This is a genomic window from Campylobacter concisus (genome assembly GCF_002913745.1).
Lineage (GTDB): Bacteria > Campylobacterota > Campylobacteria > Campylobacterales > Campylobacteraceae > Campylobacter_A > Campylobacter_A concisus_R.
Window position 1 is genome coordinate 81,420 of the sequence record NZ_PPCG01000039.1, and the last position, 12,271, is coordinate 93,690.

Consider the following 12,271-nt stretch of genomic DNA (forward strand, 5'->3'; position numbering starts at 1 on the left):
AAACGTATATTTTTACTATGCCATAGCGCCACCGCTTGCGCTATTTCTTCCAGCACCATTTCTATCATGTGAGCTATTTCTGCCAGTATTGCCATGTTTTTCAGCCTGTCTTTGCCTGCTCTTTTCGCTTCTACTCATCTTTGAAGAGCCATCACGGCTAGAGCTACCATGTTTCTCAGCCTGTCTTTGTCTGCTCTTTTCACTACGGCTCATCTTTGAGGCTTTATCAAGATCTCTTGCCATGCTTTTTGCCATGCCTAAAGCGCTATCTCTCTCTTTTTTATTTAGCCCCATGCCTTTACCACTTACTAGATTATCGCCAACTTGACCTATATACATTCCAAATTTAGTTTTTACGCCAGCTATCTGACCAGTTCTCTCATAGCTCTCTTTATCATATGCTAAATCCTTTGTTGGCACTCCTCCAAACATAGACTTCACACCCTCCCAAAACGACAAAGGAGCTTCATATATGCCTTGCCCTATCTCATTAAAGCCTGCTATATCTCCACCAAAGCCAAAGCTTATATCAAGCCCGCTAGCCACTTCAAAAGCCTCATCTAAAATAGAGCCTATCACCATACCAAGCCCAAGCGTGGCAAATCCAGCCTGCAAGCCAATAGCATTTGCCAAAAGACCAGCCGCCACATCAGCTATCTTTGCACTTACCACTCGCTCCACAACATCCACCACGACAGCGCCACTTACTCTTCCATCATAGACCCAGCCAGCCACTATCGCACCAACGACACCAAATTTAGCATATGCTATATTTTGCAAGAGCTGTTTAAAAGCGCTCTTTTGCCTTTGCTCCACTAACTCTTTTAAGAAATTTTCGTTATTAACTCTTTGGCTAATAGGCTCATCATCCATAGTAAAACCTATCTTGCCACCACTCCTTTCATGCAAATCTTTAGCTAGCTTTACTATCTTTTGGGTATCTTCACTTATCTCATCAAATTTCTCATAGCCACGCCTCTTTTCATCAGCTGACTTATAAAAGATCATTTGCATAGGCATCAGCGCAAACTCAACAAAATCCTCATTAAGCTCCAACATAGATGAGATCTCATCTACAAAAAATGGTAAAAATATAGAAGTATAGTTTATTTGGGAGGTTCTACCGATCATATAACCAGCACCGGCAGCAAAGGTATTAGCATAAAGTTCTCCGCCAGCTAGATAGCTAAAGGCATCATCTGGCTCTTTATTTGTTATATTTAGATCATCATCAAAGGCTATAAACTGCTTCATTTACCCGCTTCGCTTTGCTCGCTTAGAAATGCCCCCTTTGGGGTCGCTTCACTCATTTTGTTTTTGGTAGGTTAAAATTTGCTACCTTTTTGATATCTACTCCGCCCTTTTTAACTATCTCATAGACTATGTTAAAAAAGAACTCAAACATATCCGAAGGCACGCTAAGCTGTCCATTAGAGACATTTTGCATAAAATCCCCAGTCATCATGCCAGCTTTAATTATTCTATTATCCTTTACCTGCTCATTTACGGCTGCTTGTTGCTCCTGGGCTAGCTTAGCCTCAGCCTTTGTTTTTTCCGTTTGAGCTTTAGTTAGCTCTATTTGCATCTGTAAATTTTGCTTATCAAGCTCTAGTCTATCTCTAAGCCCTTGATTTTTTAGCTCCAAAGCCTCAAGCTCTTTTTCTAGTGTCAAAGCCTTAGTTGCCACATCGCTAGCTGCCTCCATCGCTTTTGTCGTAAAAGCTATAGTCATCTCAGCCATAAGCGAGGTTATAAATTTAGCCCTCGCATCATCTGTGATTTGAAAGTTATCAAACTCCGTTTTTATATGCGCTAAAGCCTTTTGATATATCGAGCGCTCGCCAGTGCTACTTGCCAAGATCGCTTCAAAATTTTCTACAAAATTTTCTTTATAATTGATCATGCTCATGCTAGCCCCTTTCTTATCCTATCTAGTTTATTTATCTTTAGCCTTTGTGATGCCATATCATCTTGCAAGTCACCAACGGCTGTTTTTATGCCATTATTTTCTATGTCGCTTATCCTGTTTGAGAGCCTATTTATAGCGTTATAAAGATCTCTAAATGTGCTTTCACGAGATAAAACCTTATTTTTTAGCTCATCTATCAAAGCTTGCTGCTTTACTGCCTTTTCATTTAAATAATCTAATTGAGCTTGCTGCTTTACTGCCTTTTCATTTAACTCCTCAATAGTCATACTGCCTCCGCCCTTCTTCTCCAGCCATTGGCATAGACCCTTAATTTTGGATTTTGTTTGATTAGGTTGTTGTAGTATTCAAGCTCGGCACGATCGAATTCTTTATCAAATTTCTCTTCATCTACTTTATTTATAGCGGCCAAGCTTATCTCACCCATTATGCCATCATCTACTACACCAGCTATTCGTTGTGCGGCTCTTATGGCAGGTTTTGTGTCGGCATTTACGCCAAATATAAACATTTCATTGGCCTTTAACTGACTATTAATTTCACCTAGTCTCATCCTATCCCAATACATTTGCTTGTAAAATTTCCAAACTTCATCACGAAGATCCTTGTTATCAAACAGTACCCTTGATATTTTTTCGATATCACCACCATAAGCTAACGCAGCAAGTATCTCATTCCAACCTTTCCAGGTTGAATGATATTTTTGATATATCCCCATAAATGTCCACTCACGCTCGGTAGGATTTTTGTGTAAAGCTTTTTCAGGGCGACTAAACTCTAAACTCATTAAAATTTGAAAAGCGTTGTTAAAATCTGCCATATTCGCTCCTTGTGTTAATCTTTTTAAGGTTTTTAACACATTGCTTTGACGTGTTAAAATTTTCATCAAAAAATACTCGCTCTTTATGCTCGCCTTTTTTACCGATGTTAAAACCCTCTACTGGGCGGTGATAACCCATAACTCTACTCCATACGGTGCATCTGGTGCGCTGTGCTTGTATGCCTTGTAATATCTCACTGCTTGTCATCGCCAAACTCCTCGTGTTTAAAATTTCCGCCGTAGTTGTCATAGCCATCGTATCTCCTTCCAGCCTTGCTTGATACAAAGTCTCTAACAAATATCAGTGCCTCACTTCCCATCCAAGCACCCACACCACAAATCGCAAAACTCACGTGTTCGTCCTTGGCAAAAAAGTAAGCTATCTCATAAACTACATATGCACTAAAACAGCCGTCCCACGTTCGTTTGAGTAAAATTTTTATACCTCCACCACCATTTTTTATAAAAGCGGTGATAGAGCCTGCACAACCTATGATTAATACATAAAACAAATAGTGCAATTCCACGGCTATGCTCTAAAGATACTAATTATCTTTGCCGGGCTCAATAGAACATTTACTACACCCTGAGTGATGGCCAACGCTGTGAGCTTCATTTCTTCATTGTAAAAAATATTGCCGTAAAGGCGGTACAGGGCGATACTAAACACAACCATAAATAAACCACCAAGTAACAGCACTAAACAGCGCCTAATTTTGCTTTTTGCTTTTGGTAGTAGCTTAATCTCACTCATTTTTTTCTCCCAATTTTGCTACCGATGCACTAGATTGCGGTACATTTGCATGCACGCATTGCTTTAGAAGATCTTCGCAGGCTTTAAAATACTCTGCTATCTTTTTTTGATTGTCTGGATCGCTTCTGTCTCGCTCTGGTTTTTGTGGCATTTTGTCAATGCAAGATACTGTGATATATACCTCTTGATATTCCGTTTGCTTAATGATTTGCGGCTCTTTACTCGCACAGCCTGAAAATATAGCGACAAGAAAAAGCGTGATCTTAACGTGCCAGCTCATCAAATATCCTTTCGCAACGCTCCAGCTTCTCTTCGCAGCTTTGCGTAACCAGTGGCTTGATACCATCAAATTTGCTCCTAGCTTTTTCTTGTGTCTTTTTTACATCAGGTTTTTTTATTTCAAGCTCTTTAAATTTAGAATTCTGCAACTCGATCTTTGCGTTACACGCCTCGAGATTTGCTTTAATAACTGTGCCAATTGCCTCTTTTAATACCAGCTCGTTTTGTGCTTCTTTTAGTTCAGCCTTAGCGTCTTTAATACCACCTTTTAGACTATAAATTTCAGCTCCAAGTCCTAGCATTACACCCATTAACCCACCAATTACGATTAGCCAAAGTTTATTTGCAATTAAGAAATTCATTCTACTAGCACCCAGTCATTAACAAGAACGTCTGTTTGGCTAGCAAGCCACGGCACGATCTTATCGTCAGCCGTCTTCATATCGATGTGAGGACAATAATCAATCTCCTCCCCCTCACCAAAGATAGATAAAAGCGGTTCACGATTTGCGATAAATTTAGATCCTTTGACTAAAAATAAAAACATCCCTTTGCCATTCCAGCCTTTGCGAGCTACCTTTTTACCCTGTTTTAAAAAACGTATTGCAGAGCCAAAATCAAAACCTTCGGAGATGTTTTGATAGGCGGCTTCAAAAAGATTTTTAGGCGACCACGAGATGTAGCCGTCAGAATTTGGATGATTTTTCTTACTATCAGCATACTCTATAAGATAGCCCTCATCATTTGGATTTTCATCCATAGGCACTTCCCAGCCACGTAGCTTATTGTATTCTCCACGACTCATTGGCATAGCTTTAATCTCTTTCATTCCTATGTACTTTTGCATTGTGTTTCCTTTGTTTGATAAAATTTATAAAAAAATACAGCCGTCAATAGACGGTAACTATGGCCACCAAATTCTTTATGGATAGCTTCACTGTTTAACTCTCTTAAATGGATTTACGCACCACACACTCTTAAGATACTCTTTGTCGTCTGGCTGCATAAATGTATCTTTGTTGTGTTCGTTCATCTCTGCCACGTCCATAAGCTTCCAGCCTACATAAATACGGCAATAAAAGCCACTTAAAAAGCCTTTGTAGCGGATCGTTTTGAAAAGTCCAAAACGAGTGCGTCCGTCTTTTAGCTTGCACGTTACTTTACAAAAGTCGCTTATCACTCCGCCGTTGCTTGTTACTTTTGGATTGCCTTGCACTCTTATGCTTGACGGCTCTATTTCGCTCACTTTTACGCCGTTTATTCTGCTTGAAAAATAGCCGATGCGATTTCTATATAGCCATAAAAGACGCACGAAATACGTCCTATTCTTGCCGTTTGGGTAGTGTTCTTTACGCCATCCGCTATCGCCGTTTATCGCCGAGTTCTCGCCGTCGTAGTAGTCGCTTGCGTCTTCAAACCACTTAGCCCACTTTGGCAAGTGTTCGCTTTGCTTATTGCAAAAGAGTAGAGCAATCGGCGCGATTATGTAGCCAAGTATCTCGAGCGGTAGCTCAATAACTACAATACAAAAGAGTTGCAAAAGCTCTTTAAATTTAAGCATTACTCATCCTTTTTATCTTTTGGTTTTTCTTGCTCTTTTGCTTTATACTTAGGGCATTTTGGGCACTCGCTCCAAGTGCAGTTACCCTCTCTATCAAGCTTACTAGCACAAACATTACATCTTTTTACTCTTGCCATATCTACTCCTTTTATTCTTGTTCTTGTAGCTTCTCACGCTCTGCTAAAAGGCTTTTATACTCATTTCTTAGATTTTCAAGCACTGAAGCGTTGCCTATGATTAGAGCGTGCCTTATATCATCCTTGCACTCTGTTATGTCCGCTTCAAGCTGTGCTAGTTGTTTAGCTTTTTCATCTATCTTTGGCGAAACATATATCATCTTGCCATCTTTGATACTGTTTGCGCCTATGGCTAGAGCTTCTTGCCAAGCTTCATCACTGATTTTTATATTTGGCTCTGGTATGCTTTCATGTATTTCATCGTCGTAGTAGCCTAATATCTCGTTTGTCTCTTTATCGTAGTTTGCATACTTCATTTATTCTCCTTTAGTAACCTATCGCTATCCAATGAAACTCCCAGCCAAGGTCAATACTCTCATTAGGCGTGTATAGAGCGTATGTAAAACCTCTTTTTGTTATATAGTTTGTTTTTGCATATAAATTTCTATTTTGGTTAGCCTCACTAGCATGAGCATCATCGCCAACGGCAGTGTCATTAATATGTGATGCAACAGTTAAGCACATGTTTGGGAATGCAATAGGAAAGTTTAAAGCCGCTTTTATCTTTGTAGCATTTGGAGGGTATTTACCAACTTTCCCCCACTGAATGATTAGACCATTTGGTAGTTTGGTATATCCATTCTCTTGCTTACTAACTTCAAAGTCGGTTTTTAGAGCGAATTTATTATTAGCCTCTTGCTTGGTGTATGCGTCGATCTTGTCATCTTTATTTAAAAAAGTCTGCTCGCTCCACTCTTTGCTAGCAAAAGCACTCCATATCTCCTTATTTTCACTAGGATTTTTATTTGTATTCTCGCTTTTTGCTTGATAGAGCTTACCGTTTAAAACGCTAATGGCACCAGCAGGATACTCTAATGTAGAGCTCCAAGGGGTTATGCCATTTTTATGTATAGTGCTAAATTTTTTATCTATTACCCCTTTTGCTTCATTTAAAAGATCCATTATTTTTTTAGATGAATATGTAGAGATTAACCCCTTTGTATCATCATTTATCACGCCACTTTTTAAAACCTCTTCTATTTGAGCCTTTAAAGTATCAAAGGTTACTACTATTTGAGCTACCTTATTATATTTACCATCAAAATCATTCTTACTCTCATCAAACAAGGCTTTATTAGCATTAAAAGCCTCATTTACCCTTTCTATGCTAGCCTTTATCTCTCTTAGCTCATCAGGCTCTATCTTTTCAAGCCTTTTACCTATCCCTAAAATTTCCTTACAAATTTGAGTAAATTCTTTATCAGCCATTTTTCACTCTCCTAAAATTTTCTTGCTCATTAGCCTATCAAGCGCTCTTAAATCCTCTCTATCGGCATATTCGCCGTTTTGATGGGCGACAAAAAGATATATAAATTTCCTATATCCAAGCTCGCTACTATTTAAAAATTTCTCTGGATGCTCTAAGCTATCATTTTCGCCATAGACGATATTTGCCATGTAGTAATCAAGTCTTTTTATAAAATTTTCATCCCATGAGTAGTAAGGATCAAGGGCATAATCTATCTCGTATGGCTTTAGCCAGCCCTTTACTCTAAGCGCCTGCGTTAGATCACACGCCCTTTCATCAAAGTTATTTAGTTCATATTCGCTCAAGCTTTGCAGATAAAATTTATGGTATTTTGCATAAAACTCAGCGTGTGCTCTTTTCTTGGCTACGCCGTAAATAAGCGCCTTTATAAGTGCTTCGTCAAGAAAATCAACCCTATCACTTTCACTTTTTGGCGTGTTAAATTTCCTCACAAAACGTCTTTTGTCTATGTGATATAAAATATCAAAATTTCTATGATCTATCTCTATCATCTCAAGAGGCGTTACTGCACGCGATATATCTGCTGCTGTCTCTTCTACCAAAGATTTTAGTTCTTCAAAGTTAGGGGATCTTATATCTCCCCTAGTTGCTACCTTTAAACGCTGCAAAAACGCCTCATAGTTCATCTTAAACCTTTAAATTTTTAAGCCATGCAAAGGCTACTGGAGTGCATACGCGAAGAGTAAATTCGCTAATGATCTCTTTTTCGATAGCATCGTTGCTAGTTGGAAGCTCTCTAGTTGTCATCGGACGCCAATTCACTTTAAAGATATCATCAGACCTAAATGCGATGATCTCATTTTGCTCTAAGAATGGATTTAGCATAACCTTTACATCGCCGTAGCTAGTTCTAATGGCAAGTAGATCCTCTTCAAGGTATTTTTGCGTGATGTTAGCCTGCTTTATCTTGTCTAAGATATCAAGCAACCTATCATTTTGCTTATCATTTACCATTAAAAATTGATAAGGTCTGCCCTTGCTCCAGCCGATCTTTAGCAGGTCTCTTATCATTTGCATAGTTAGATCAGCACTGCTTGCATTGATTGTGTTGTTTGCAGTAGAAAAGCTCTTTAGACCGCCACACTTGCCAACAGCTGGAGAAGAGCCACTATTTACCCTTTGCACCGCAGCTTGACTTGATAGTAAAATTTTCTCTATAGACTTTTTATGTTCAACCGATGCCATCTCGCCTTGATTAGCTAAGATGCCTCTGCCAGCCACATCTTTAGCTGGCTCTTGTGATCCGGAAACACCATAAGTATTTTTCACTATTTGAAAGTGATTGCTTAGCGCACTGCCAACAAAATATTTAGCTGTCGCTTTTACTCCACCCTCTGCGTGTGCATTAGCCATGTCACCATCAGGCAACTCATCATAAAACCACTTGTGACCAACTGCCACGCTGGTGCTTCTATCAGCTGGTGCAGCCGTGCTTATCGCACTATAAAAAGGCGTTGATTGCCATCCTATTTGTTTTATCGTATTTTCAAGCATTACGCCCTTACTACCAAAAGCCTCTTCAGTAGTTACTAAGCCAGTTTTTATAGCCATCTTTACTTACTCCTTAAAATAATCTTGCATACAAGGCTTGTCTTTCGCTGTCGCTAGCTTCACCCTTGTTTATCTTGCTAATGAGCTCTTTTGTGCCCACACCTCCACCAGTTCCTCTTGCTATGTCAAATTCATCATCGTCGCGGCTCGCTGCCTTACCATGAAAGTATTTTAAATAGACGTTTTCAATGCCCACTGGATTAAGCAAGACATCGCCCGCACCAGGATTTTTCTCATCGATCTCTAAGATCTTATCCGTGATCTTTTGCATATCGAAGTCTGGATAGCTCTTTCTAAAATCTGCCTGCATCTGTGATAGTTGCGTAGCTTGTTGCATTCGTTTAAAATCAGAATACTCCTCTTTGCTAAGCTTTACATCCTCATCATTTGGCACAGCTGGCGCTTTTGCCTCGCTAACTTCTTGAGGCTTTTGACTATCTTTTTGACTAGCTTGCGCCTCTTGCGTCTGTGTCTCTTCTGCAGCCGCCAGCCCCTCTAAATCTTGATCATAGATCTCACTTAAATCCATTACTCATTACCTCCTAAATTTAAATCCTTTGGCTCATTTGGCTTAGATGCGCTCTCAGCTCTATTTTTCTCAGCCTTCTTTGACGCCTCTTTTAACTTTTTATTTTCACTCTCAAGTTGTGAAATTTTTTGAGTTAGTGCTAAATTTTCACCAGCTGCCACGCTTAAGCGCTCTTGCAAGCTTGCACACTCCTCTTTAAAGTGCTCCGATTCGCCTCTAACATCTAAAATTTCAACTCTCAAGCGCTCACACTCATTTGTAGCTTTAGCTAGCTGTGGCGCTAGATCTTGTGTGCTAGATGAGCTCTTTTTCATCTCAGCCTCTGCTGCCTCATTTTGTGGCATACTCTCCCACTCTTGCTCACCTATAATGCTTACGGCGGCAAAGCCACTCTCATTTTTAGATCTAACCACGACATCGCCGATACTTCCGCCACTGATTTGCCCCTCATCTTCACCTTTTTTATAGATGCTAAGCCCATTTGTTGCCAAAGCGACGATAACACCAAGAACCTCGTATTTGTCCCTATATGCCATTTGCTCTCCTTTAAATTTTTGATTATTTTATTTATCCACATCCTAAAAAACATACAAACTTTGGTTACGCGAAATTTGCAACAACGCATAGCGATGCAAGACGACGCGACGCCTATACGCCACCATTTGCCAAGGCCGCCATCTCCATATCCTCTTTACTAGGCGTTTCTTGCATCTGTGCTTCTTGTTCTGCTTGCTCTTGCAAAGCAGCTTGTCCTGCTTGTTCTTGTGCGGTCTCTTGCATAGCCATCATCTGCGCTACTGCTTGATCGATCTGCTCTATTGGTGCATTTTCACCAAGGATTAAAGTTAGCACCTCTTTGATTATTCCGCCTGTAATTTGTGGTGAGCTTATTTGATTTTGCGCAAGCACGCCAAGCAAGCCATTTAACTGACCTATCTTCACCTCATTTGCTATCGTCGTGCCAAAATTTACTGAGACATCAAAGTCCAAACGATTTGCTTTTCTATCTGCTACAGTGCCGATCGCTTCTATCACACTCTCATCTTCAGTTATCTTTATAAACTCATCATCGCTAACAAAGCGATAAAGTAGCTCCACAAAGTGCTGTGCATAGCTTGATAGCATAGTCTCAAGCAGTGTTTGCATCATACTTTCTATCCTCATTGAGCTAGCAGCATTTACAGTTTGTAACGCACCCATCGCACGGCGATCACTTGGTCCAGTTTGCCCAGTCATTACGCTATTTACACCAGTTGCTATCTCATACTCTTTACTAAGCATAGCGATCTCTTCGCTTAGTTGGTATGTTGGAGGCACTGGAAAAGGCATTATCGCATCGCTTACTCTAGTGTTCATATCAGTTTCTACTCTAATGACCTTCTTTCTGGCCATCACATCGCTTAGCGCCACCGCTCCTTTTGTCTTATCTACGATAAAGGATGGATCTATTTGATTTTCGGTGATATCTATCTTTTGATTACGCTTGATGTTGTATTCTTTTTGTATCTCTTTTACCACCTCTGGCACACACGAGCCATATACTGCATTTTCACTCTCACGCAAGCTTTCATCGATGCTAGGCATCGCATCTATGCAGTAACCAAAGTGAAATGGCAATGTGGAAAATCTAGCCTCTCTTACTAAAAAATCATTAGCAAAGCTCTTTAACTCCCACATTTGACGGCCATTTACATATATCTTTTTATAGATATCTTTCATTTGCACCCTCTGGCTCCACTCTGATTTTGAGCCTAAGATGCGATCTTTATCTTTGCTTTTGTAAAATTTAGTTTTTATTTTTTCTTCGACTTGGCGAACTGATTGACGCCATTTGTAGCAGACATATTCTATGTCATTGATATCACTTGCATGCTTGTCAAATGCTAGATCGGTGATTGGTATAAAACGTGTGGCGATATCGCCTTGCTCTTTGTCATAGAATAAATTTACTATGCCAAGAGGTAGATAAAGTGCGCTCATGACAGCTTTGCCTAGGCCAACTCGGTGCTCTTTTTTCTTCCATCTATTTTTTAGCACAGCAGTAAGTGCGTTTTGTAAGATTAGATCATTGTCGCTTCTACGCCCAACGCGGGTGATCTCTATTGGGCAGCGATCACTCATAAAGCTTGTTTTAAAAATCGCATGAATGATAAAAATGGTGGTTTTTATTAGGGGGATGTATAGCTTCGAGCGGCTTCTCTCAGAGTTTTTTCGTTTTGAGGTGCGGTTATCTTCACCATCATACTCGGCACGAAATGCCCGCTCACACTCTAAAAATCTATTTTTATGTTGTTCAAGATCGCTAAATGCTCGCTCGATTAAATTTAAGTCCTCATTCATAGACTACTCCGTTTTTACGTGTAGTCTAATCTATAGCTTTCCTAAAAAACGTATAAAACCAAAAAGTTTTAACGAGATTGTTTAATTTTATTGCAGTAATCTATAAAATTTATGAGAGATGATTGTTTTGTCCTGATATTATTTTTATTAATCAAGGCAGTCGAGAAATCTTTTTTATAATAAAAAAGATTATTATTGTTAAAATGCTTTTTTGTATTTTCAAAATCTCCGCCATGTTGTTCTATTTTATTAAGGATATCTGGTCTAGATTTTATCTCGTCACTATTTCTGAATCCAAGCCTATCCTTAAGGTTATTACAAAATAGATCAAAATGAGCAGACAAGAATGTTTCAAACTTTCGATATGTTAAAAAAATATTGTTTTGTTTATTTGTCTTTACAAGCTTATCTATTAACTCTTCTAGATAACTTAATTCTACTTTATCATCTGCAGCTCTATCTAAATCAACAACTATCAGTATTGGTGTCTCTGTTCCTCTAAGTTCGGTCAGCTTACTTAAAAAAGATGTATAGTTTCCATTATGCATATCCTCTATCTCTAGTCTAAAACTACTATCTAATAATTTATTTTTCAACTCTTTCAGATAATTCTTTTCTGTTTGTCCTTCTGCTAAAACTATAATTTTAATACTGGTGCTTAAATTACTACAAGGTTTTGTTTTACGCCTACTCATAATCGCCTCTAAGATAGTTTAAGTAAGCTTTCCTTTTATCACTTCTAGACTCGAATTGATCTAGACACTTTACCTTTGTATCGCAGTTTTCTTTTGATACTATATATATCTGAGATGGATTAAGAAATGATGTATCAAATATCATTGGATTGTGTGAGCTTAAAATAAACTGTGCTTTTTTATTTTCTGGCGAGTTAATAACTCCATTTAAAATTCTCATTAAGGCTTTTGTACTTATAGAGCTATCAAGCTCATCTATAACAAATACCATATCGTTTTTTTCTTCAGATAATAAAGATGGCAATATAG

General features: G+C 38.9%; 21 protein-coding genes. All 21 read right to left on the bottom strand.

Features of this window, described 5'->3' with window-relative positions:
• Positions 1-15 precede the first annotated feature (15 nt).
• A complete protein-coding gene (locus CYO90_RS05790) occupies positions 16-1,254 on the bottom strand; it encodes a nuclear hormone receptor family protein (protein ID WP_103578808.1) in 1,239 nt (412 codons plus the stop codon).
• 52 nt (positions 1,255-1,306) lie between these two features.
• Entirely contained in the window at positions 1,307-1,909 is a 603-nt protein-coding gene (locus CYO90_RS05795; RefSeq protein ID WP_103578809.1) for a hypothetical protein, read from the bottom strand.
• Positions 1,906-2,196 (bottom strand): hypothetical protein, encoded by a 291-nt coding sequence (locus CYO90_RS05800; protein ID WP_103578810.1) that lies wholly within the window; start codon positions 2,194-2,196, stop codon positions 1,906-1,908. The genes CYO90_RS05795 and CYO90_RS05800 overlap by 4 nt, the downstream gene beginning before the upstream one ends.
• Positions 2,193-2,747 (bottom strand): putative peptidoglycan-binding domain-containing protein, encoded by a 555-nt coding sequence (locus CYO90_RS05805; RefSeq protein ID WP_103578811.1) that lies wholly within the window; start codon positions 2,745-2,747, stop codon positions 2,193-2,195. Before CYO90_RS05805 ends, CYO90_RS05800 begins: the two co-directional genes overlap by 4 nt.
• Positions 2,734-2,955: an anaerobic ribonucleoside-triphosphate reductase gene (gene nrdD, locus CYO90_RS05810; RefSeq protein WP_103578812.1), complete on the bottom strand. Its 222-nt coding sequence runs from the start codon at positions 2,953-2,955 to the stop codon at positions 2,734-2,736. Before nrdD ends, CYO90_RS05805 begins: the two co-directional genes overlap by 14 nt.
• Positions 2,942-3,259, bottom strand: a complete 318-nt coding sequence (locus CYO90_RS05815) for a hypothetical protein (protein ID WP_141090542.1) — start codon at positions 3,257-3,259, stop codon at positions 2,942-2,944. The genes nrdD and CYO90_RS05815 overlap by 14 nt, the downstream gene beginning before the upstream one ends.
• A 17-nt stretch (positions 3,260-3,276) precedes the next feature.
• Complete coding sequence (locus tag CYO90_RS05820; protein WP_103578814.1) at positions 3,277-3,501, bottom strand: hypothetical protein; 225 nt, start codon at positions 3,499-3,501, stop codon at positions 3,277-3,279.
• Positions 3,494-3,781 (bottom strand): hypothetical protein, encoded by a 288-nt coding sequence (locus tag CYO90_RS05825; protein WP_103578815.1) that lies wholly within the window; start codon positions 3,779-3,781, stop codon positions 3,494-3,496. Before CYO90_RS05825 ends, CYO90_RS05820 begins: the two co-directional genes overlap by 8 nt.
• Entirely contained in the window at positions 3,765-4,091 is a 327-nt protein-coding gene (locus CYO90_RS05830) for a hypothetical protein (RefSeq protein WP_258030670.1), read from the bottom strand. The genes CYO90_RS05825 and CYO90_RS05830 overlap by 17 nt, the downstream gene beginning before the upstream one ends.
• 47 nt (positions 4,092-4,138) lie before the next feature.
• Entirely contained in the window at positions 4,139-4,627 is a 489-nt protein-coding gene (locus CYO90_RS05835) for a DUF2829 domain-containing protein (RefSeq protein WP_103578817.1), read from the bottom strand.
• A gap of 87 nt (positions 4,628-4,714) precedes the next feature.
• Positions 4,715-5,341: a DUF7338 family protein gene (locus CYO90_RS05840; RefSeq protein WP_103578818.1), complete on the bottom strand. Its 627-nt coding sequence runs from the start codon at positions 5,339-5,341 to the stop codon at positions 4,715-4,717.
• Entirely contained in the window at positions 5,341-5,478 is a 138-nt protein-coding gene (locus CYO90_RS10225; RefSeq protein ID WP_181000223.1) for a hypothetical protein, read from the bottom strand. The genes CYO90_RS05840 and CYO90_RS10225 overlap by 1 nt, the downstream gene beginning before the upstream one ends.
• Before the next feature lie 11 nt (positions 5,479-5,489).
• Positions 5,490-5,834 (bottom strand): hypothetical protein, encoded by a 345-nt coding sequence (locus CYO90_RS05845; protein ID WP_103578819.1) that lies wholly within the window; start codon positions 5,832-5,834, stop codon positions 5,490-5,492.
• 10 nt (positions 5,835-5,844) lie between these two features.
• On the bottom strand, positions 5,845-6,786 hold the full coding sequence (locus CYO90_RS05850) for a gp53-like domain-containing protein (RefSeq protein ID WP_103578820.1): 942 nt from the start codon (positions 6,784-6,786) through the stop codon (positions 5,845-5,847).
• Positions 6,787-6,789: 3 nt separating this feature from the next.
• Positions 6,790-7,473 carry a hypothetical protein gene (locus CYO90_RS05855; RefSeq protein WP_103578821.1) on the bottom strand — a complete coding sequence of 228 codons (684 nt, stop codon included), beginning with the start codon at positions 7,471-7,473 and terminating at the stop codon, positions 6,790-6,792.
• Between the two features lies 1 nt (position 7,474).
• Entirely contained in the window at positions 7,475-8,398 is a 924-nt protein-coding gene (locus CYO90_RS05860; RefSeq protein ID WP_103578822.1) for an SU10 major capsid protein, read from the bottom strand.
• A 13-nt stretch (positions 8,399-8,411) separates the two neighbouring features.
• Positions 8,412-8,927: a hypothetical protein gene (locus tag CYO90_RS05865; RefSeq protein WP_103578823.1), complete on the bottom strand. Its 516-nt coding sequence runs from the start codon at positions 8,925-8,927 to the stop codon at positions 8,412-8,414.
• On the bottom strand, positions 8,927-9,463 hold the full coding sequence (locus CYO90_RS05870) for a hypothetical protein (RefSeq protein ID WP_103578824.1): 537 nt from the start codon (positions 9,461-9,463) through the stop codon (positions 8,927-8,929). Before CYO90_RS05870 ends, CYO90_RS05865 begins: the two co-directional genes overlap by 1 nt.
• Positions 9,464-9,575: 112 nt before the next feature.
• Positions 9,576-11,267 (bottom strand): portal protein, encoded by a 1,692-nt coding sequence (locus CYO90_RS05875; RefSeq protein WP_103578825.1) that lies wholly within the window; start codon positions 11,265-11,267, stop codon positions 9,576-9,578.
• A 68-nt stretch (positions 11,268-11,335) separates the two neighbouring features.
• On the bottom strand, positions 11,336-11,962 hold the full coding sequence (locus CYO90_RS05880) for an RloB domain-containing protein (RefSeq protein ID WP_103578826.1): 627 nt from the start codon (positions 11,960-11,962) through the stop codon (positions 11,336-11,338).
• Positions 11,955-12,271 (bottom strand): AAA family ATPase (locus tag CYO90_RS05885; RefSeq protein ID WP_141090543.1); only part of this gene is annotated, 317 nt, incomplete at its 5' end. The genes CYO90_RS05880 and CYO90_RS05885, both read right to left, overlap by 8 nt.

What these genes read in the sequence shown, in the direction of transcription:
- CYO90_RS05860 (WP_103578822.1), bottom strand. Translation starts at nt 8,398, where the DNA reads ATGGCTATAAAAACTGGCTTAGTAACTACTGAAGAGGCTTTTGGTAGT.
- CYO90_RS05805 (WP_103578811.1), bottom strand. Translation starts at nt 2,747, where the DNA reads ATGGCAGATTTTAACAACGCTTTTCAAATTTTAATGAGTTTAGAGTTT.
- CYO90_RS05835 (WP_103578817.1), bottom strand. Translation starts at nt 4,627, where the DNA reads ATGCAAAAGTACATAGGAATGAAAGAGATTAAAGCTATGCCAATGAGT.
- CYO90_RS10225 (WP_181000223.1), bottom strand. Translation starts at nt 5,478, where the DNA reads ATGGCAAGAGTAAAAAGATGTAATGTTTGTGCTAGTAAGCTTGATAGA.
- CYO90_RS05870 (WP_103578824.1), bottom strand. Translation starts at nt 9,463, where the DNA reads ATGGCATATAGGGACAAATACGAGGTTCTTGGTGTTATCGTCGCTTTG.
- nrdD (WP_103578812.1), bottom strand. Translation starts at nt 2,955, where the DNA reads ATGACAAGCAGTGAGATATTACAAGGCATACAAGCACAGCGCACCAGA.
- CYO90_RS05795 (WP_103578809.1), bottom strand. Translation starts at nt 1,909, where the DNA reads ATGAGCATGATCAATTATAAAGAAAATTTTGTAGAAAATTTTGAAGCG.
- CYO90_RS05865 (WP_103578823.1), bottom strand. Translation starts at nt 8,927, where the DNA reads ATGGATTTAAGTGAGATCTATGATCAAGATTTAGAGGGGCTGGCGGCT.
- CYO90_RS05855 (WP_103578821.1), bottom strand. Translation starts at nt 7,473, where the DNA reads ATGAACTATGAGGCGTTTTTGCAGCGTTTAAAGGTAGCAACTAGGGGA.
- CYO90_RS05830 (WP_258030670.1), bottom strand. Translation starts at nt 4,091, where the DNA reads ATGGGTGTAATGCTAGGACTTGGAGCTGAAATTTATAGTCTAAAAGGT.
- CYO90_RS05840 (WP_103578818.1), bottom strand. Translation starts at nt 5,341, where the DNA reads ATGCTTAAATTTAAAGAGCTTTTGCAACTCTTTTGTATTGTAGTTATT.
- CYO90_RS05880 (WP_103578826.1), bottom strand. Translation starts at nt 11,962, where the DNA reads ATGAGTAGGCGTAAAACAAAACCTTGTAGTAATTTAAGCACCAGTATT.
- CYO90_RS05825 (WP_103578815.1), bottom strand. Translation starts at nt 3,781, where the DNA reads ATGAGCTGGCACGTTAAGATCACGCTTTTTCTTGTCGCTATATTTTCA.
- CYO90_RS05790 (WP_103578808.1), bottom strand. Translation starts at nt 1,254, where the DNA reads ATGAAGCAGTTTATAGCCTTTGATGATGATCTAAATATAACAAATAAA.
- CYO90_RS05850 (WP_103578820.1), bottom strand. Translation starts at nt 6,786, where the DNA reads ATGGCTGATAAAGAATTTACTCAAATTTGTAAGGAAATTTTAGGGATA.
- CYO90_RS05820 (WP_103578814.1), bottom strand. Translation starts at nt 3,501, where the DNA reads ATGAGTGAGATTAAGCTACTACCAAAAGCAAAAAGCAAAATTAGGCGC.
- CYO90_RS05875 (WP_103578825.1), bottom strand. Translation starts at nt 11,267, where the DNA reads ATGAATGAGGACTTAAATTTAATCGAGCGAGCATTTAGCGATCTTGAA.
- CYO90_RS05800 (WP_103578810.1), bottom strand. Translation starts at nt 2,196, where the DNA reads ATGACTATTGAGGAGTTAAATGAAAAGGCAGTAAAGCAGCAAGCTCAA.
- CYO90_RS05845 (WP_103578819.1), bottom strand. Translation starts at nt 5,834, where the DNA reads ATGAAGTATGCAAACTACGATAAAGAGACAAACGAGATATTAGGCTAC.